Consider the following 17,208-nt stretch of genomic DNA (forward strand, 5'->3'; position numbering starts at 1 on the left):
CTCATCGCGGCCGGTCGAGCGAGAGCAGGTACTGCACGAGCGCCGCCTGCTCCGCCGGGCTGAAGCCCGCCTCGGCGTCCACCCAGTAGGCGTGGCCCTCGCCGGTGACGCGGGCGGTGCGCAGGCGCGGATCCGCGCGGTTCGCGGCGACGACCCGCGCCCGCAGGGGCCGGTCCACGAGGGCCCGCAGGCTCTCGGCCGGGTCGGCGGCGACGGCCGGGTCGAGGAGCGCGGAGGCGCCGGGCGCGTGGTCGGGGCCGGGCCCCACCGCGACGCCGCCGTCGTGCAGGTAGGGGGCGGACAGGCGGAGCCCGATCAGGTTCGGCACCTTGTAGCCGCCGGGGCCGCCGCCCCGCGCCCAGGCGAGGCGGATGTCGTCCGCGATCTCCGCCGGCACCGGGACGGGCAGCGTCGCCGCGCCGTCCGGCACCGGCATCGGCGTGTCCGGCGGGAACTCGGCCGGCGGCCGCAGGGTCGCCTCCGTCCGGGCGAAGGACCGCGCCCGGGTCGGCTCGGTGCCGATCTCCGGCGCCGGCACCACCCGGTTATTGGTGTAGGCGGCGCCCCCGTGGCAGCCGCCGCAGCCCGCCCGCGCGAACACGTCCCGGCCCGCCTGCGCCGACGCAGGGTCGGTGCGCGCTGCCGGCGCCCGCAGGGCGTTCTGGAAGAGCGACATGCCGTCGTTGGCGTAGCCCACCGGCTCTCCCGGCACCGAGGCCACGAGGCCGTTCGTCGTCACCGTGTTGGCGTGGGGGAAGGCCGGCAGCACCGCGTAGTGGTTGAGGCCCGGCACGCCCGGCGTCGGGTCGGCGGCGGCGAGCACGGCGGACGGCGCCCGGCCCGAGGCCGGGTCGAACCGGAACGCCGGGTTCGCCGCGCCCTGCAGGATGGTGCCGAGGTAGACCTCCGGGTCGAGCCCGAACAGGACCGGCGCCGCGTCGGCCTGGGCGGTGGTGTCGGAGTTGAGGGCGTGGACGTTGTTGTTGAGCGCCGACAGGCCCCGGAACGGCCCGATCGCGGCGTGCCCGCTCCAGCCGTAGGGGAAGCCCGCGGCCGTGAAGCTCGAGGGGATCGAGGTCGGGTTCGTCACGAGGTCCGGCGAGGAATCGAAGGAGCCGGGGGGCCAGCTCGCCGCCTGCACCTTGGCCTCGGCCTCCAGCGCCGCCGGGTCCGGCAGCCGCTCTGTGCCCCCGTCCCGGGTCCGCACCGTGCGGTTTGGGTCGGTGCGGAACGGGTCGAGGGAGGGCGTCGAGCCGTGCATGTAGTAGGCGGTGGTGTTGCTCGCGAGCGCTATCATCAGGCCGACGTTGAGGTCGGCGTTCGGCGCGCCCTCCACCACCCGGCCGCTCTGCGGGTCCACCGCCGCGTGGCAGAGCGCGCAGGTGATGCCCATCCGCACCCGGCCCCGGTCCCACACCGTCCGGATGCCGAGGGGGAAGAGGCTGCCGCGCGCGACATCGAGGCCGGTCGAGACGACCTCCCCGGGCTCGTAGCGGCGCCCGCCGACGGTGACGGGGCGGGCGATGCGCACCTGCAGGTTCGTGGTGCCCCGCCCCGCCAGCAGCGTCAGCGCGCGGCTCACCTCGTAGAGGCTCATCCCGCCGTCGAGCATCCCCATCACGTCGGTGAGAAAGACCTCGTTGCCGAAGGTCTCGCGGTAGAAGGCCTCCCGGCCGCGGGCCATCAGGGCGTCGTCGAGGCGCACCGCGCCGGGCTGCCCCGCCCCGCCGGCGGCGCCGAACAGGTCGTAGGCGCCCTCCCCCGGGTTGCGCTCGGGATTCAGGACGCCCGCGGCGTCCGGCATCGGCGCGTATCCGAACCGGCCGAACGCCGCCGCTCCGCCCGCCGCCACGGCGAGGATGGCGGTGACGGCAAGGATGCGGCGCGGCCAACCCATCGGGACTCCCTCGGAAGGCTCCTCCGGGCGGGACCCCGCGGCTTCCGTCCGGCACAACCGGGCGCCCGGCCGGATGGTTCACGGTGCCACCCGGGCCCCGGAGCGTCACCGCGCCGCGTGCCCGGAACCTCTCCGGCGGCGGCCGGTAGTCCCCGCAATCGCAAACCTGCACCCGCAAACCCGCCATCGAACGAAGGAGGCCCCGTGCGGCTCACATTCCCGGCGCTCGGCATCGCCGCGCTCGCTGCCCTGACCATCCCCGCCTGGACCGTGCCGGCGGGCGCGCAGGAACCCGCCGCGGCCTCGCGGCCCGGGGGAGCCGCCATGCCGACCGTGGAACTGACCGTGACGCTCGCGGACGGCAAGCCGACCTGCGCGCCCGCCGAGCTGCGCCTGCCGGCCGACACCAACGTGGAGCTCTACGTGGTGAGCCACGCCAACCAGCCCGTGACGCTGACGATCCCGGGCCAGTTCGAGCAGGGCCACGTGCTCCACGCCGACGGCGACCTCATCCACGTGATGAGCGAGAAGGGCTACCTCGTGAAGCAGAACGGCAAGGGCACCCTGCGCCTGAAGACCATGAAGGCCGGGCAGTACTCCTACGCCTGCACCTCCACGCAGAACCAGAAGGCGCCGTTCACCGGCACCCTGACCCTCGCGCCCGCCGCCGGCTGACGCCCGAACCGCGAGGGGGACACGCCGAGAGAGCTGCCGAGAGACCTGTCATGACCGATGCCGCCAAGCCGCCGTTCCCGAAGCCGCCGTTCGAGAACCAGAAGGCCATCGACCCGCCGGGCCGCGACGACCAGATGGACCCGCGGCCCGATTACGGCGAGGCGAGCTACCGCGGCTCCGGGCGCCTCGGCGGGCGGGCGGCGATCATCACCGGGGCCGACAGCGGCATCGGCCGGGCGGTGGCGCTGGCCTTCGCCCGCGAGGGCGCGGACGTGCTCGTCTCCTATTACGACGAGCACGACGACGCCCGCGAGACCTGCCGCCTCGTGGAGGAGGCGGGTCGCCGGGCGATCCCGATGGGCGGCGACATCAGCGAGGCGGGCCATTGCCGGGCGATCGTCGAGCGGGCCGTGGACGCGTTCGGGCGCCTCGACGTGCTGGTGAACAACGCCGCCCACCAGAAGACCTTCGCGTCCCCCGACGAGATCAGCGACGAGGAGTGGGAGATCACCTTCGCGACGAACATCCACGCCATGTTCTACCTCGTGAAGGCGGCGCTCCCCCACCTGAAGGCGGGGGCCTCGATCATCAACACCACCTCGGTCAACGCCGACGCGCCGAGCCCGCAGCTGCTCGCCTACGCCACCACCAAGGGCGCCATCCAGAACTTCACCGGCGGCCTCGCGCAGATGCTCGCCGAGCGGGAGATCCGGGTGAACTGCGTCGCCCCGGGCCCGGTCTGGACACCCCTGATCCCCGCCACCATGCCGATGGAGAAGGTGCGGGCGTTCGGCTCCCAGGTGCCGATGAAGCGCCCCGGCCAGCCCTGCGAGCTCGCCCCCGTCTACGTGATGTTGGCCTCCCCCGAATCGAGCTACGTCTCCGGCGCCACCGTGGCGGTGACGGGCGGCAAGCCGATCATCTGAGGGGGCTCCCGCCCCTAGGCCGCGCGGCGCGCCCCGCGCAGGTCGACGAACAGGTAGTAGCCGGTGAGCTGCGTCGCGGCCTGGGCGGCGCGCGGCTTGAAATCGGGCGGCGCATCGAGTGAATCGTTCACCGTGCCGCGAAACTGCCAGTGCGCCACGAAACCCGGCACCGGCTGGTCCTGGCGGACGGCGCAGCAGAGGCCGCCCTCCCCGTCCTGCACGAACAGGCTGTAGGACACGGACAGGGCCTCGTCGTGCGTCATCGGAATCACCTCGTCTCACCCCGGCTCGCACGAAGCACGCCGGCCGCGCAGCCGCATTCACACAGGTCAAGGACGGCCCGGCTCGCATCCCGAAAACGCGTTCCCGGCCAAGACTTTCGGAGCGGTGCAGCCGTCCGCCCGCGCCGGGTCAGCTCGACCGTGAGCAAGCTTCGGGCCAGGGGTGTGCCCGCTGTCGCGCAATGGAGCGTCGAGCCCGGGCTCACAACCTCGCCTTGCGGAAGGCGCCGCGCGTGCGCACATCCTGTGTCGGCCACGAGGCGCAACCGTGGCCGCGAAGTTAATTTTGTGTTACGAATTTTTGCCGTAATCAACCGATAGCGGGGACGGGATCTTCCGGCCTCGCCGCTAGAGCTGCTACTCGGACAGTCACCCCAGACCGGTTCTCCGATGATCCGCCCCACGCTGCACGCTCTTCCGGTCCGCCTCGGCCGTCTCCTTCGGGGCGGTGCCCTGCTGGCCGGACTGACCCTGCTGCCGACCGCCGTGCTGGCCTACGCGGATCTCCTCCCGGAGAATCTCGACCTGGGCATCCTGGGCCTGACGCACCAGCCCGAGGCCGACCTGCCCCACGTCGCCGAGCAGCTCGCCCACGGCGGTCCCCTGCGGATCGTGGCCTTCGGCTCCTCCTCGACCGAGGGCATCGGCGCCAGCGGCCCGGCCCACACCTACCCGGCCCGCCTCCAGACCAGCCTGCGCCAGGCCCTGCCCCAGCTCGACGGCGCCGTCACCGTGGTCAACCGCGGCATCGGCGGCGAGCACGTGGACGACATGCTCGCCCGCCTCGACCGGGACGTGATCGCGGCGCGGCCCCACCTCGTGATCTGGCAGACCGGCAGCAACGACCCGCTGCGCGGCGTCTCCCTCGACCACTTTCGCGATGCCACCCGCGAGGCGGTGGAGCGCATCCGCGCGGCCGGCATCGACGTGATGCTGATGGAGCCGCAATGGTGCCCGAAGCTCGAGGCGACGCCAGGCTCCTCCCGCTTCCGGGACGCCGTGCGCGAGATCGGCGCCGAGCTCGACGTGCCGGTGATCCGCCGCTCGGAGCTGATGCACACCTGGATCCGCGAGGGGCGGGTGACGCGCGCCCAGATGTTCGCGGCCGACGGCCTCCACATGGCCGACCGCGGCTACGACCTCCTCGCCGAGGCCGCCCTCAGCGAGATCCTGCACGACGCGGGCTACGTGACGCTCGCGGCGGCCGAGCCGCTCTCCGAGTAGGCCGCGCACGGCGCGGCCCGGGACCCGCGAGGGAATCCCGAACCGCGCCCGCTTGTCAGACCCGGCCCTCAGCCCCGATCCTTGGACTTCAGGCTGCTGTCCTCGCCGGACTGCATCATCGGCGTGCCGAGGCCGCTGGTGTTGCCCTCGTCCGCCTCCGCGTCCATCTGCCGGTTGCCGGCATGGTCGTGGTACTGCTCGGTCTGGACGTTGCGCCCGTCGAGCCCGCGCTCGTCGGTGTGGCGGGACTTGTCCCGGTTGCTCAGCACCATGTTCTCCTCCAGCACACCCTCGGGAAGCTCCGTCATGGCGCCGGTTCCGGTGCCCTTTCCCTGAGCGCCGGCGCCCATGCTGCTGCGATCGGCCTTGGCCATGGTTCGTCTCCTCTTCGGGGTGAATAAAACGGTCGGGGCGGGCCTCAGCGCCGGGCGGCTTCGCCCGGGGGAGCGGCCTCGCTCCAGCCGGCCTTCGCTTCGGCCGTGGTCCTGGTGAGCTGCACCTGCCGGTCCACCGCCCCGACCCAGGCCGCCGGGATCGTGTGGCGCTTGCCGCCAGCGGCCGGGCCGTCCCGCGTCAGGGTGATGGTGCCGTTCACGACCTCGTCGACGGTGCCGACAGGGCCGCCGTCGAGCCCCACCACCGCCATGCGCTCCCGGATGCGGGCCGCCCCGGCCTCGGGCGTGGTCTGCGCCAGGGCCGGCACGGCGAGGCCGACGAGGGTCGCAAGGGCGAGGCTGATGCGCGGCATCGCGGCTCCTGGCAGGGGGGACGGGGCCGCGGACGGCCGGGCGGGGCGTCCTGCGCGCAGCGTCGATCCGGTGCGTCCAAGACAAAGCTTCAACGTCGGGCGGCGCGCGACGTTTCAGCTTGACCGCGCGATGATCCTGCAGCGTAAAGCCGCGCTCTTTTCCGGCCGCCAGCTGCGCTTAACCTGGATCAAGCCGGGATGATCTTGGGCCTGGGTCCCGGAACACCTGCGGCAGGCCCCGGTTCTGCCAGGGAGATCCGCGCGAGCTGGAGGCCTCCTTCGAGGCTTCGCTTCGCTGCGCGCCTCAGGATGAGGTGGAGGGTGGGAAGCAGGTCAGCACAGGGCTTCTCCCACCCTCCACCTCATCCTGAGGTGCCCCCGCAGGGGGCCTCGAAGGAGCCCTCCAGAAGTCTCCGAAAGCCCCGGAACCCTCCTTCGGGCGCCCGGTTCGCGCTCGACATTCAGGGCGCGGTGGGGCGCACGGACGCGCGCCGGGCCAGGGCCGAGACGGCGTCCCAGTCACCGCGGATCAGCGCCTCCTTCTTGGCGCGCCCCCAGCCCTTGATCTGCCGCTCCGCCGCGATCGCGTCGGTGATCCACTGGAACTCGGCCGCGTAGACGAGGGTGACCGGTCGGCGCCGCTGGGTGTAGCCCGGGAACGTGCCCGCCTGATGCTCGCCCAGCCGCTTCTCGGGGGATTGCCCGCGCGTCGAGCCCACGTAGTAGCTGCCGTCCGCGCAGCGCAGCATGTAGACGAAGGCGTTCATGGCGGGCGAATCGCGGTCGAGCCGGTTCAGGATGGTCTCGCCGCGTCGGAGTGCCAAGGGTTGGGGGCGTCCGATCGGGGATCTCATGCCGCGACCGCGGATGGGCCACCAGGCGCAGCCTCGCGGGCGGGTTCCAGAGGTCGTCGCGGCCCCTGGAGGGCTCCTTCGAGGCCGCTTCGCGGCGCCTCAGGATGAGGTCGTGGGTGGGAGGAAGCCCCGGATGCGGCGGGACGGCGCTCGCCGCGTTGGCTTGATGCGCGATCTCATACACTCATCCCATGAGGCGGCCCGGCCCGCCGACGCCCCTCACACCGACAGCCACTTGCGCACCACGGTCTCGTCCATGGTCGCGCGGGGGCCGGATTCCACCACCTGGCCCCGGTCCATCACCGCGTAGGTGTCGCAGAGGTCGCGGGCCCACTCGAAGTACTGCTCGACGAGCACGATCGCCATCTCGCCCTTAGCCCGCAGGTAGGTGATCGCCCGGCCGATGTCCTTGATGATCGAGGGCTGGATGCCCTCGGTCGGCTCGTCGAGGACGAGGAGCTTCGGGCGCGTCACGAGGGCGCGGCCGATGGCGAGCTGCTGCTGCTGGCCGCCCGAGAGGTCGCCGCCGCGCCGGTGCAGCATGTCCCGGAGCACGGGGAACAGGTCGAAGACCTCGGCCGGCACGTAGCGGTCGCGCCGCGGGCACGGGGCGAAGCCGGTCTCGAGGTTCTCCTTCACGGTGAGCAGCGGGAAGATCTCCCGGCCCTGCGGCACGAAGGCGACGCCGGCCCGGGCCCGGTCGTAGGGGGCGAGCCCCGAGATGTCGCGGGTGCCGAGGCGGATCGTGCCCTTCGAGATCGGCTGCTGGCCGACGATCGCCCGCATCAGCGAGGTCTTGCCGACGCCGTTGCGGCCGAGGACGCAGGTCACCGCGCCGACCTCGGCCCGCAGGGAGACGCCGCGCAGGGCCTTGGCCGCGCCGTAGTGGAGATCGATGCCGTCGACGCTCAGCATGGTTTTCAGCGGCCCAGGTAGACCTCGACGACCCGCGGGTCGGAGGAGACGGCGTCGATCGAGCCCTCGGCCAGCACCGCGCCCTCGTGCAGGCAGGTGACGCGGCATTGCAGGGCGCGGACGAAGTGCATGTCGTGCTCCACCACCACGACGGCGTGGTCGCGGGCGATCTCGCGCAGCAGCGTCGCGGTGGCCTCCGTCTCGGCGTCGGTCATGCCGGCGACGGGCTCGTCCACGAGGAGCAGCTTCGGGTCCTGGGCGAGGAGCATGCCGATCTCCAGCCACTGCTTCTGGCCGTGGCTGAGGTCGGCCGCGGGGCGGGCCCGATGGGGCAGCAGGCCGACCCGGGCGAGGAGCGCGTCGACCCGCTCGGCCGCCACCCGGTTGCGCCAGCCGAACAGGGAGGCGACGGCCGCGCGGGGGCCCTTCAGGGCGAGCAGGATGTTGTCGGCCAGCGTGTGGCTCTCGAACACCGTGGGCTTCTGGAACTTCCGGCCGATGCCGAGGTCGGCGATGGCCGGCTCGTCGAGGCGGGTCAGGTCGTGCACCCCGTCGAACACCGCGGCGCCGGTGTCGGGCCGCGTCTTGCCGGTGATGCAGTCCATCATCGTGGTCTTGCCGGCGCCGTTCGGGCCGATGATCGCCCGCATCTCGCCCCGCCCGAGGGTCAGCGAGAGGCCGCGCAGGGCCTTGTAGCCGTCGAAGGTGACGCGCAGGTCATCGAGGTAGAGCAGCGCCTGGGTCAGGCGGCGCTCGGACTGGAGCTGCGCGGGCTTGGCCCCGGCGACGGGGGGCGGCGCGAGGAGGTCGGCGTCGCTCATGAGCCGCGGCCCTCCTCGGCGAGCTTGCCCGCGATCTCGGGCTCCGGCGGCAGCCTGGCGGCGGCGCGCCGGCTGCCGAACCGCTCCACCAGGGTGCCGACGATGCCCTTGGGCAGGAACAGGGTGACGACGATGAACAGGGCGCCGAGCGCGAACAGCCAGGCATCCGGCAGCGCGCCGGTGAGCACCGTCTTGGCGTAGTTGACGAGGACGGCCCCCAGCGCCGCGCCCACCAGGGTGCCGCGCCCGCCCACCGCCACCCAGACCACCGCCTCGATGGAGTTGGTGGGGGCGAACTCGGACGGGTTGATGATGCCGACCTGCGGCACGTAGAGGGCGCCGGCCACCCCCGCCATCATCCCCGAGACCGTGAAGGCCAGCGTCTTGAAGTGCTCCGGCCGGTAGCCGAGGAAGCGCGTGCGCGATTCCGCGTCCCGCACCGCGATCAGGATCTTGCCGTAGGCCGAGACCGTCATGGCCCGGGCCACGAGGTAGCCGAGCGCCAGCGCGAGGGCGGTCAGCGCGAACAGCGCCACGCGGGTGCCCTGCGCCTGCACGGGGAAGCCGAGGATGTCCTTGAAGTCGGTGAGGCCGTTGTTGCCCCCGAGCCCCATGTCGTTGCGGAAGAAGGCGAGCATCAGCGCGAAGGTCAGCGCCTGCGTGATGATCGACAGGTAGACGCCGGTCACCCGCGAGCGGAAGGCGAGCCAGCCGAACAGGAAGGCGAGGAGCCCGGGCACGAGCAGCACCATCAGGGCCGCGACGGGGAAGTGGTCGAAGCCCTGCCAGTACCAGGGCAGCTCCTTGTAGTTCAGGAACACCATGAAGTCGGGCAGCACCGGGTTGCCGTAGACGCCGCGGGGCCCGATCTGGCGCATCAGGTACATGCCCATGGCGTAGCCGCCGAGGCCGAAGAAGGCGCCGTGCCCGAGGCTGAGGATGCCGCAATAGCCCCAGACGAGGTCGAGGCTGAGCGCCAGCAGCGCGTAGGCGAGGTACTTGCCGAACAGCGAGACGAGGTAGGTCGGCAGGTGCAGGGCGGAGCCGTCCGGCACGAGCAGGTTCAGGGCCGGGACCAGGGCCGCGAACAGGGCGAGCGCCCCGAGGAAGATCCAGCCCTTGAGGTCGATGAGGCTGCGGGGGTCCGTCACGATTCCACCGCCCGGCCCTTGAGCGCGAACAGGCCGCGCGGGCGCTTCTGGATGAACAGGATGATGAAGACGAGGAGCCCGATCTTGGCGAGCACGGCGCCGAAATACGGCTCGAACAGCTTGTTGGCGACGCCGAGCGTCAGCGCCGCCACCAGCGTGCCCCACAGGTTGCCGACGCCGCCGAACACCACGACGAGGAACGAGTCGATGATGTAGCCCTGGCCGAGGTTCGGCGAGACGTTGTCGATCTGCGAGAGCGCGACGCCCGCGACCCCCGCGATGCCGGAGCCGAGGCCGAAGGTGAGCGCGTCGACCCAGGGCGTCCGGATGCCCATGGCGGCGGCCATGCGCCGGTTCTGCGTCACCGCCCGGGTCTTCAGCCCGAACGAGGTCTTGCGCAGTACGAACAGCAGGCCGAGGAAGACGACGGCCGAGAACGCCACGATCCAGAGGCGGCCCCAGGTGATCGAGAGGCCGGCGAGGTCGAAGGCGCCGGTCATGAAGCCCGGCGCCGAGACCTCGCGGTTGGTGGGGCCGAACAGCGAGCGGACCCCCTGCTGCAGCACCAGGGAGACCCCGAAGGTGGCGAGCAGGGTCTCGAGCGGGCGCCCGTAGAGGAAGCGGATGACCCCGCGCTCGATCGCGACGCCGACCGCGCCGGCCACCAGGAACGCCGCGGGCAGCGCCACCGCCAGGGAGGCGTCGAGGGCCCCCGGCGCGTGGGTGCGAAACAGCCCCTGCACGAGGTAGGTCGTGTAGGCGCCGAGCATCACCATCTCGCCGTGCGCCATGTTGATCACCCCCATCACCCCGAAGGTGATGGCGAGCCCGATGGCGGCGAGCAGCAGCACCGAGCCCAGCGAGATGCCGTACCAGACGTTCTGGGCGGCGCCGATCAGCGCGAGGCGGGTCTCGATCGCCGAGACGCCCCGGGCGGCGGCCGCCCGCACGCCCTCGCTCGGGTCGGCCGCGAGGCCCCGCAGCAGCCCCAGCGCGTCGCCGTCGCCGCGGGCCGCGATCGCCTGGGCGGCGGCGATGCGCTCCGCCTCCGGCGCGCCGGCCTGGCCCAGGATCACCGCCGCGCGGGCCTCGGCCAGCGCCTGGCGGATGCGGCCGTCGCGCTCGCGCCCCAGCGCCGCGTCGAGGGCCGGGAGGGCCGCCGCGTCGCGCGCCTTGAACACCGCGTCGGCGGCCTCGCGGCGCCGCCCCGCATCCGGGCTCGCGAGGTTGAGGGTTCCGAGGGCGGCATCGATCCCCCGGCGGACCTTGTTGTTGAGGCGCACGGGCTTCAGCCCCTCTGCCGCCGCGGATGCGCCGTTCGCCGCCGCGGGGGCGCCGGTGCGGGCCTCCGTGAGGCCGGCGCCCTCCTTGACGAACAGCGCCCGGTCGGACGGGCGAAAGAGCAGGCGGCCCTCGCCGAGCGCGCGGATCACCGCCCCGGCGCGGGGCTCTCCGCTCGCCGCGAGGGCGGCGATGCCGGCCTCGATGTCGGCGTAGCTGTCGCTCGCGAGCCGCGCGTAGGCGGCGTCCGCGGCGGGCTCCTGCTGCGCGCGGGCCGGGCCGGCGAGGAGGCATAGGAGGATGACGAGGAGGCGGGTCATCGCGAAGGCGGGCTCCAGGGAGCGCGGCGGGCTCTGGAGGCCTCCTTCGAGGCCCCCTGCGGGGGCACCTCAGGATGAGGTGCGCGGGTAAGATCGGCGGGGCGCCGGATTGCCCCCACCCGCAACCTCTCCTGAGGTGCGGAGCGAAGCGCAGCCTCGAAGGAGGCCTCCCGGGATCGCGCGGGGTCCGGAAGCCTCCTCCGAGGACCGCCGATCGGTCGTCTCAGGATGAGGTCGAGCGGCGGGACGGCCCGTCGAAGGAGGCCGCCCCGGCCGGATGGAGGCTCAGGCGCCGCCGCACTTCTTGGTCTTGGTGTTGTAGTTGCCGCAGTTGAGCTTCACCCAGTCGGCCTCGAGATCCTTCGAGCCGTCGAGCTGCTTCGACCACGCCTCGCCGGGGATCAGCTCGTCGGTCTTGAAGACCACGTCGAATTGGCCGCCCTCCTTGATCTCGCCGATGAAGACCGGCTTCGTGATGTGGTGGTTGGCGAGCATCACGGCGGTGCCGCCGGTGAGGTTCTTTTGCTCGGTGCCCGGCAGCGCGGCGATGACCTTGTCGGGAGCGGTGCTGCCAGCCTTCTCGACGGCCTTCACCCACATGTTGAAGCCGATGTAGTGGGCCTCCATGGGGTCGTTGGTGACGGCCTTGGGGTTCTTCTTGAAGGCCTGCCACTTCTCGATGAAGGCCTTGTTCTCCGGCGTGTCGATCGACATGAAGTAGTTCCACGCCGCGAGGTGGCCGAGGAGCGGCTTGGTGTCGATGCCGGCGAGCTCCTCCTCGCCCACCGAGAAGGCGACCACGGGGATGTCGGTGGCCTTCACGCCCTGGTTGGCGAGCTCCTTGTAGAACGGCACGTTGGCGTCGCCGTTGACGGTCGAGACGACGGCGGTCTTCTTGCCCGCCGTGCCGAAGCTCTTGATGGCGGCGACGCGGGTCTGCCAGTCGGCCTGGCCGAAGGGCGTGTAGTTGATCGAGATGTCCTCGGGCTTCACGCCCTTGGCCTTCAGGTAGGCCTCGAGGATCTTGTTGGTGGTGCGCGGGTAGACGTAGTCCGTCCCCTCCAGCACCCAGCGCTCGACCTTCTCCTCCTTCATCAGGTAGTCGACGGCCGGGATCGCCTGCTGGTTCGGGGCGGCGCCCGTGTAGAACACGTTCCGCTCGCTCTCCTCGCCCTCGTACTGGACGGGGTAGAACAGGATCGAGTCGAGCTCCTTGAACACCGGCAGCACGGACTTGCGCGAGACGCTGGTCCAGCAGCCGAACACCGCCGCGACCTTGTCCTTGGCGATGAGCTCGCGGGCCTTCTCGGCGAAGAGCGGCCAGTTCGAGGCGGGGTCCACCACCACGGGCTCGAGCTTCTTGCCGAGCACGCCGCCCTTGGCGTTCTGCTCGGCGATCAGCATCAGCATCACGTCCTTCAGGGTCGTCTCGGAGATCGCCATCGTGCCCGAGAGCGAGTGCAGGATGCCGACCTTGATGGTCTCCTGCGCCTGCGCGGCGCCGGCCCCGAGGCTCGCGAGCGCCAGGCCCCCCGCGAGGGCGCCGGCGCGGGCCGCGCCCCGCACCGTCTCCCTGGTCCAGTCCTTGGCCCACCGTGTCCAGATCGTCATCGCAGTGTCCCTGCCTTCTTATCGAGCAGGCCCTCGCAACGGATGTGCCAGGAAAGCGGGCACGTACCCCCGGATCTGTCGCTCACCTCCACGTTGCAGGCGATGCAAATCCGCCACCGGGGCGGGAGATCGCGCGCCGGTCCGGCGGATCCGTCCTGACAGGCCGAGCGGTGCCGGCTATGGATCGTGGACGGGGGCCGGTGGGAAGCACGTTTCCATGGCCATGGATTCAGGGGCGGCCGCGGGGCCGCAGCGCCTCGGCCACGGCCGCAGCTCCGAGGTCTTCCTCGAGGGGCCGGACCGGGTGCTGAAGCTCTACCGCGCGGGCTCGGACCCGGCCGCCATCGCGGCCGAGTTCCAGGCGGTCGAGCGCGCCGCGGCCTTCGGGCTGCCGGTGGCGCGCGCCCTGGCGCGGGTCGAGCGGGACGGGCGCAGCGGCATCCTGTTCGAGCACGTGCCCGGGCCGACCCTGCTGCGCGCCCATGCGGGGCGGCCCCTTGCGCTCGTCGGGGCGCTCGCGGACCTCGCCCGGCTGCAGGCCCGCATCCACGCCTGCCCGGCCGACGGCCTGCCGGACCTGCACGACGCCCTCGCCCGCGAGATCGCCCGCGCCCGGCTGTCGGAGGCGACCCGCGCCGCGGCCCTCGACGCGCTGGCGCGCCGGCCGCGCGGACAGGCCCTCTGCCACGGCGACCTCCACCCGGACAACGTGATCTGGACCGCGGACGGCCCGCGCGTGATCGACTGGCAGAAGGCGATGGCCGGTCCCCCGGCCGCCGACGTCGCCCGCACGGTGCTGATGATCCGGCGCGGCCGGACGGGGGACGAGGTCGGCCGCTTCTCGGCGAGCGGAGCCGCCCGCGACCTCGCGGCCGGCTGGTACGCCTGGCGCTACGCGGCCGCCGCCGGCCTGCCGCTGCGGGCCTTCGCGGCGGAGGTGTCGGCCTGGCGCCTGCCCTTCCTGGCCGCCCGCCTCGCCGGGCAGCCCGCCGAGAGCGAGGCGGCGGTGCGCGCCGAGGCCGACCGCCTCGCCGCACCCCGCGGCTCCGCGACGCCCGCCGCCGGCCTCGCCGCCAGCCTCGGCCTGTGGCCCGGCTTCGCCGCCGCCCTTTCCGACCTCGCGGCCTTCGACGGCTTCCTGCCCTGAGGGCGCGCCCGCGCCGCCGACCTTCCCGCGCCCGTCCGAAATGCTCTATCCCGGCGCGGTGACCCGCGGCGCGCCCGGGTCCGCGAACCGGAGGCCGGCGGATGGACGAGACGAGCCGCATCGCGATCATCGGCGCGCCCATCGAGGTCGGCACCAGCGAGCCCGGCGCCCTGATGGGACCGGCCGCCCTGCGCACCGCCGGGCTCGTGCGCACCCTGCGCGACCTCGGGCACGCCGTGGAGGATTGCGGCGACGCGGTGCCGGACGGCCCGGCCACGGCGCGGGGCCTTCCCGCCGTCGCCGCCTGGAGCCGCAGCCTCTCGGCGGCCGTGGCGGCGGCCTTCTCGCGCGGCGCCCTGCCCCTGGTCGCGGGGGGCGACCACAGCCTCTCCCTCGGATCGGTGGACGGGGCGCTCCGCCATGCCCGGGCGGCCGGGCGCCCCCTCTCGGTGCTCTGGCTCGACGCGCACGCGGATTTCAACACCCTGGAGACCTCGCCCTCCGGCAACCTCCACGGCATGCCGCTGGCCGCGCTCTGCGGCGAGCCCGGCTTCGAGGACCTGTTCGCCGACCCCGGCCGCCCCCGCCTCGACCCGTCGCGCCTGCACCTGTTCGGCCTGCGCTCCATCGATGCCGGCGAGCGCGCCCTGGTGGCGGCGCGGCGCGTCGACGTCACCGACATGCGCGCCATCGACGAGTTCGGCGTCGTCGCGCCGCTGCGGCGCATCCTCGAGGGCGTCGGCGCGGCGGGCGCCCACCTCCACGTCAGCCTCGACGTGGATTTCCTCGACCCCGCCCTGGCGCCGGGCGTCGGCACCACCGTGCCGGGCGGCGCCACCTTCCGGGAGGCGCACCTCATCATGGAGATGCTGCACGATTCCGGCCTCGTCACCTCCCTCGACGTGGTGGAGCTGAACCCCTTCCTGGACGAGCGCGGCCGCAGCGCCCGCGTCCTCGTGGAGCTGGTGGCGAGCCTGTTCGGGCGCCGCATCCTCGACCGTCCGACCCCCGTCATCGAGGCGGTGCCGAGCCACGAGCCGCGGGGCCGCGGATGACCGACGCGGGACCCGCCCGTTCGTCCGCCCCTGCGCAGAGCGGGGCCGCCATCGCGACCGAGCCGGGCCCGGCGCTCGCGACGCCTGGGAACGCGGCATCGCCCGCCCGCCAGCGTTCCATCGGGCACGTGGCCCTCACGGTCGGTCCGGCCGGCGTTGCTGCCCAATCCGGCGCCAATGCCTCATCTGTGGGCAGCGCTCCTGCGCCGACCGAAGCCGGTGCTGCCGCGCCGACGCGCATCCGCGACCTCGCCGAGTCCGGCCCGAGCCGCCTGCGCTTCCCGCGACCCGGACCGGGTGCGACCGCCCTGGAGGCGGTGCTCGTCAACACCGCGGGCGGCGTGGCGTGCGGGGATGCCTTCTCGGTCTCCCTGACCGCCGAGGCCGGCAGCCGCCTCGTCCTCACCACCACGGCGGCGGAGAAGATCTACCGCTCCGACGGGCCGGTGAGCACCCTTGCGACGCGGGTCGACCTGCGGGGCGACGCCCGCCTCGCCTGGCTGCCGCAGGAGACGATCCTGTACGACCGCGCCCGGCTCGCCCGGCGCTTCGAGGCCGACCTCGCCCCGGGGGCGCGCCTCCTCGCCTTCGAGGCCATCGCCCTCGGCCGCGCCGCCCACGGCGAGCGCCTGACGGACGCCCACCTCCACGACACCTGGCGCATCCGCCGCGCCGGCCGCCTCGTCTACGCGGACGACCTGCGCGTCGAGGGGCCCGTCACGGCGCTCATGGCCGGCGCGGCGGTGGGCGGCGGCGCGGGCGCCACGGCGCTCCTCCTCGACGTCTCGCCGGAGGCCGAGGGCCGCCTGGAGGAGGCCCGCGCCCGGCTCGACGCGATCATCGCCGGAACCCCGGTGGAGGCCGCCGCCAGCGCCTGGAACGGCCACCTCGCCGTGCGCCTCCTGGCCCCGACCATCGGGATGCTGCGAGTCGCGGCGGCGCGGTTCCTGGTCGGCTACCGGGGCGTGCCGCTGCCGCGGGTCTGGCAGGGGTGAGGGGCCCTCTCGGCCTGTGCGTCCCATCCACGCTCTCCTCGCGGAATCGACCGAGGGCGATGAGCAGTCCGAACCTGCCGGGACTTGCGATTTCGATGGCGGTGCGCCGGCCCCCCGGCGTAGGCTCTGGCCGATGCTTCAGCATGTCAGATCGCGCGCCCAGGAGGCGCCGCCCCTCGGGATCGGCTACTACACCGTCCCGGAAGCGGCACGCCTCCTGCGGATGCGCCCGCTCACCATCCGGCGCTGGCTCGGCGGCTACAGCCTCACGTCCGGCGAGCGGATCGCGACGATGCCGCCGCTCTGGACCCCCGAGCTGCCCGCGAACGGGGATCGCCTCGAACTCGGCTTCCGGGATCTGATCGAGCTGCGCTTCGTGCACGGCTTCGTCGCGGAGGGCGTCGACCTGCGGATCGTCCGTGCCTGCCTGGAGCGCGCCCGCGCGGAGATCCACGATCCTCGCCCCTTCTCGACGCGCCGCTTCAGGACGGACGGGCGCACCCTGTTCCTGCAGAGCCTGACCGAGGCCGGCGAGACCGAGCTGCTCGACCTGAAGCGCGGGCAGTTCGTCATCCGCACGGTGATCGAGCGGACCTTTCGCGACCTCGACCTCGACGCGGAGGTGGTCAGCCGATGGCGCCCCTACCAGGGCAGGAGCACGATCGTTCTGGATCCGTTGCGCGCCTTCGGTCAGCCGATCGCCGCCGATAGCGGCGTCCCGACCGTCGCGCTGGCCGACGCCGTCCGGGCCGAGGGCTCCGTCGAGCGCGTCGCGCGCCTCTACGCGGTGGCCGTTCCGGCGGTGCGAGACGCCGTGCGCTTCGAGGAGGGGCTGAGGGCGGCGTGAAAATCGTCGTCGACGAGAACCTGCCGCCTGCCCTCGCCCGTGCCCTCGACGCCCTGTTCGCGGGCGAGCACACGATCGTCCACCTGCGCGACCGCTACGGGCCGGGCGTGACGGACCTGACCTGGATTCCGGAGCTGGGCCAGGAGGGCAATTGGATCGTGCTCTCCGGCGATCGGGGCATTCGCCGGAAGCGGGCGGAATTCCAGGCCTTCAAAGCATCGCGGCTGATCGGATTCTTCCTCTCTGCCGGGCTCAACAAGGCGCCCCTGGTGAAGAAGGCGGAGCGTATCCTGGCCCTCTGGCCCGCGATCGAGACCTTCGCGTCGCGCGCCGCCCCCGGGGCGATGTTCGAGCTGCCGATGACGAGCACCCGGATCGGCACTCTCTGACGGACATCGCGCCGTGCGCCCGGCGAGGCCGGCCTTGACCCCGGCCCCCAGCATGATCCTTGCTCCCGGCG

General features: G+C 73.1%; 19 protein-coding genes. 9 read left to right on the forward strand and 10 right to left on the reverse strand.

What is annotated here, in order from left to right; genetic code table 11:
* Position 1: 1 nt before the first annotated feature.
* The gene (locus ACLBXP_RS21855; RefSeq protein WP_447669930.1) at positions 2 to 1,897 is read right to left on the reverse strand and encodes a cytochrome C oxidase Cbb3; all 1,896 of its coding nucleotides are present in this window, start codon (positions 1,895 to 1,897) and stop codon (positions 2 to 4) included.
* Positions 1,898 to 2,101: 204 nt separating this feature from the next.
* Between ACLBXP_RS21855 and ACLBXP_RS21860 the strand changes: the two genes are divergently transcribed.
* Together ACLBXP_RS21860 and ACLBXP_RS21865 are read left to right on the forward strand one after the other, a co-directional pair.
* On the forward strand, positions 2,102 to 2,572 hold the full coding sequence (locus ACLBXP_RS21860) for an anaerobic typically selenocysteine-containing protein (protein ID WP_447669931.1): 471 nt from the start codon (positions 2,102 to 2,104) through the stop codon (positions 2,570 to 2,572).
* A gap of 50 nt (positions 2,573 to 2,622) precedes the next feature.
* Positions 2,623 to 3,498 carry an SDR family oxidoreductase gene (locus ACLBXP_RS21865; protein WP_447669932.1) on the forward strand — a complete coding sequence of 292 codons (876 nt, stop codon included), beginning with the start codon at positions 2,623 to 2,625 and terminating at the stop codon, positions 3,496 to 3,498.
* Between the two features lie 14 nt (positions 3,499 to 3,512).
* On the opposite strand, the gene ACLBXP_RS21870 is transcribed toward ACLBXP_RS21865, so the two are convergent.
* Positions 3,513 to 3,761: a hypothetical protein gene (locus ACLBXP_RS21870; protein WP_447669933.1), complete on the reverse strand. Its 249-nt coding sequence runs from the start codon at positions 3,759 to 3,761 to the stop codon at positions 3,513 to 3,515.
* A gap of 408 nt (positions 3,762 to 4,169) precedes the next feature.
* On the opposite strand from ACLBXP_RS21870, the gene ACLBXP_RS21875 reads away from it, so the two are divergent.
* A complete protein-coding gene (locus ACLBXP_RS21875; RefSeq protein ID WP_447669934.1) occupies positions 4,170 to 5,003 on the forward strand; it encodes an SGNH/GDSL hydrolase family protein in 834 nt (277 codons plus the stop codon).
* Between the two features lie 68 nt (positions 5,004 to 5,071).
* On the opposite strand, the gene ACLBXP_RS21880 is transcribed toward ACLBXP_RS21875, so the two are convergent.
* Together ACLBXP_RS21880 and ACLBXP_RS21885 are read right to left on the reverse strand one after the other, a co-directional pair.
* The gene (locus ACLBXP_RS21880; protein WP_447669935.1) at positions 5,072 to 5,377 is read right to left on the reverse strand and encodes a hypothetical protein; all 306 of its coding nucleotides are present in this window, start codon (positions 5,375 to 5,377) and stop codon (positions 5,072 to 5,074) included.
* 44 nt (positions 5,378 to 5,421) lie between these two features.
* The gene (locus ACLBXP_RS21885) at positions 5,422 to 5,751 is read right to left on the reverse strand and encodes a DUF2171 domain-containing protein (RefSeq protein ID WP_447669936.1); all 330 of its coding nucleotides are present in this window, start codon (positions 5,749 to 5,751) and stop codon (positions 5,422 to 5,424) included.
* Here ACLBXP_RS21885 and ACLBXP_RS21890 point away from each other — a divergent pair.
* Positions 5,741 to 5,953 (forward strand): hypothetical protein, encoded by a 213-nt coding sequence (locus ACLBXP_RS21890; protein WP_447669937.1) that lies wholly within the window; start codon positions 5,741 to 5,743, stop codon positions 5,951 to 5,953. The genes ACLBXP_RS21885 and ACLBXP_RS21890 overlap by 11 nt on opposite strands.
* Before the next feature lie 259 nt (positions 5,954 to 6,212).
* On the opposite strand, the gene ACLBXP_RS21895 is transcribed toward ACLBXP_RS21890, so the two are convergent.
* The 6 genes from ACLBXP_RS21895 to urtA all read right to left on the reverse strand — a co-directional run bounded on the left by ACLBXP_RS21895 (position 6,213) and on the right by urtA (position 12,704).
* Positions 6,213 to 6,518: a GIY-YIG nuclease family protein gene (locus tag ACLBXP_RS21895; protein ID WP_447670001.1), complete on the reverse strand. Its 306-nt coding sequence runs from the start codon at positions 6,516 to 6,518 to the stop codon at positions 6,213 to 6,215.
* 306 nt (positions 6,519 to 6,824) lie between these two features.
* Positions 6,825 to 7,520 (reverse strand): urea ABC transporter ATP-binding subunit UrtE, encoded by a 696-nt coding sequence (gene urtE / locus ACLBXP_RS21900; RefSeq protein ID WP_447669938.1) that lies wholly within the window; start codon positions 7,518 to 7,520, stop codon positions 6,825 to 6,827.
* 5 nt (positions 7,521 to 7,525) lie between these two features.
* Complete coding sequence (gene urtD, locus ACLBXP_RS21905) at positions 7,526 to 8,341, reverse strand: urea ABC transporter ATP-binding protein UrtD (RefSeq protein ID WP_447669939.1); 816 nt, start codon at positions 8,339 to 8,341, stop codon at positions 7,526 to 7,528.
* Complete coding sequence (gene urtC, locus ACLBXP_RS21910; protein WP_447669940.1) at positions 8,338 to 9,492, reverse strand: urea ABC transporter permease subunit UrtC; 1,155 nt, start codon at positions 9,490 to 9,492, stop codon at positions 8,338 to 8,340. Before urtC ends, urtD begins: the two co-directional genes overlap by 4 nt.
* On the reverse strand, positions 9,489 to 11,093 hold the full coding sequence (urtB, locus tag ACLBXP_RS21915) for an urea ABC transporter permease subunit UrtB (RefSeq protein WP_447669941.1): 1,605 nt from the start codon (positions 11,091 to 11,093) through the stop codon (positions 9,489 to 9,491). Before urtB ends, urtC begins: the two co-directional genes overlap by 4 nt.
* A gap of 285 nt (positions 11,094 to 11,378) precedes the next feature.
* On the reverse strand, positions 11,379 to 12,704 hold the full coding sequence (gene urtA, locus ACLBXP_RS21920) for an urea ABC transporter substrate-binding protein (RefSeq protein WP_447669942.1): 1,326 nt from the start codon (positions 12,702 to 12,704) through the stop codon (positions 11,379 to 11,381).
* Positions 12,705 to 12,921: 217 nt separating this feature from the next.
* Here urtA and ACLBXP_RS21925 point away from each other — a divergent pair, with 217 nt between their 5' ends.
* The 5 genes from ACLBXP_RS21925 (at position 12,922) to ACLBXP_RS21945 (ending at position 17,137) form a co-directional block, all read left to right on the forward strand.
* Complete coding sequence (locus ACLBXP_RS21925) at positions 12,922 to 13,851, forward strand: aminoglycoside phosphotransferase family protein (RefSeq protein WP_447669943.1); 930 nt, start codon at positions 12,922 to 12,924, stop codon at positions 13,849 to 13,851.
* A gap of 101 nt (positions 13,852 to 13,952) precedes the next feature.
* Positions 13,953 to 14,906, forward strand: coding sequence for an arginase (rocF, locus tag ACLBXP_RS21930; protein ID WP_447669944.1), 954 nt, complete (start codon positions 13,953 to 13,955; stop codon positions 14,904 to 14,906).
* On the forward strand, positions 14,903 to 15,901 hold the full coding sequence (locus tag ACLBXP_RS21935) for an urease accessory protein UreD (RefSeq protein ID WP_447669945.1): 999 nt from the start codon (positions 14,903 to 14,905) through the stop codon (positions 15,899 to 15,901). The genes rocF and ACLBXP_RS21935 overlap by 4 nt, the downstream gene beginning before the upstream one ends.
* Before the next feature lie 133 nt (positions 15,902 to 16,034).
* Complete coding sequence (locus ACLBXP_RS21940) at positions 16,035 to 16,748, forward strand: hypothetical protein (RefSeq protein WP_447669946.1); 714 nt, start codon at positions 16,035 to 16,037, stop codon at positions 16,746 to 16,748.
* Positions 16,745 to 17,137: a PIN-like domain-containing protein gene (locus ACLBXP_RS21945; RefSeq protein ID WP_447669947.1), complete on the forward strand. Its 393-nt coding sequence runs from the start codon at positions 16,745 to 16,747 to the stop codon at positions 17,135 to 17,137. Before ACLBXP_RS21940 ends, ACLBXP_RS21945 begins: the two co-directional genes overlap by 4 nt.
* Positions 17,138 to 17,208: the final 71 nt, after the last annotated feature.

Source organism: Methylobacterium sp. A54F, assembly GCF_053346035.1.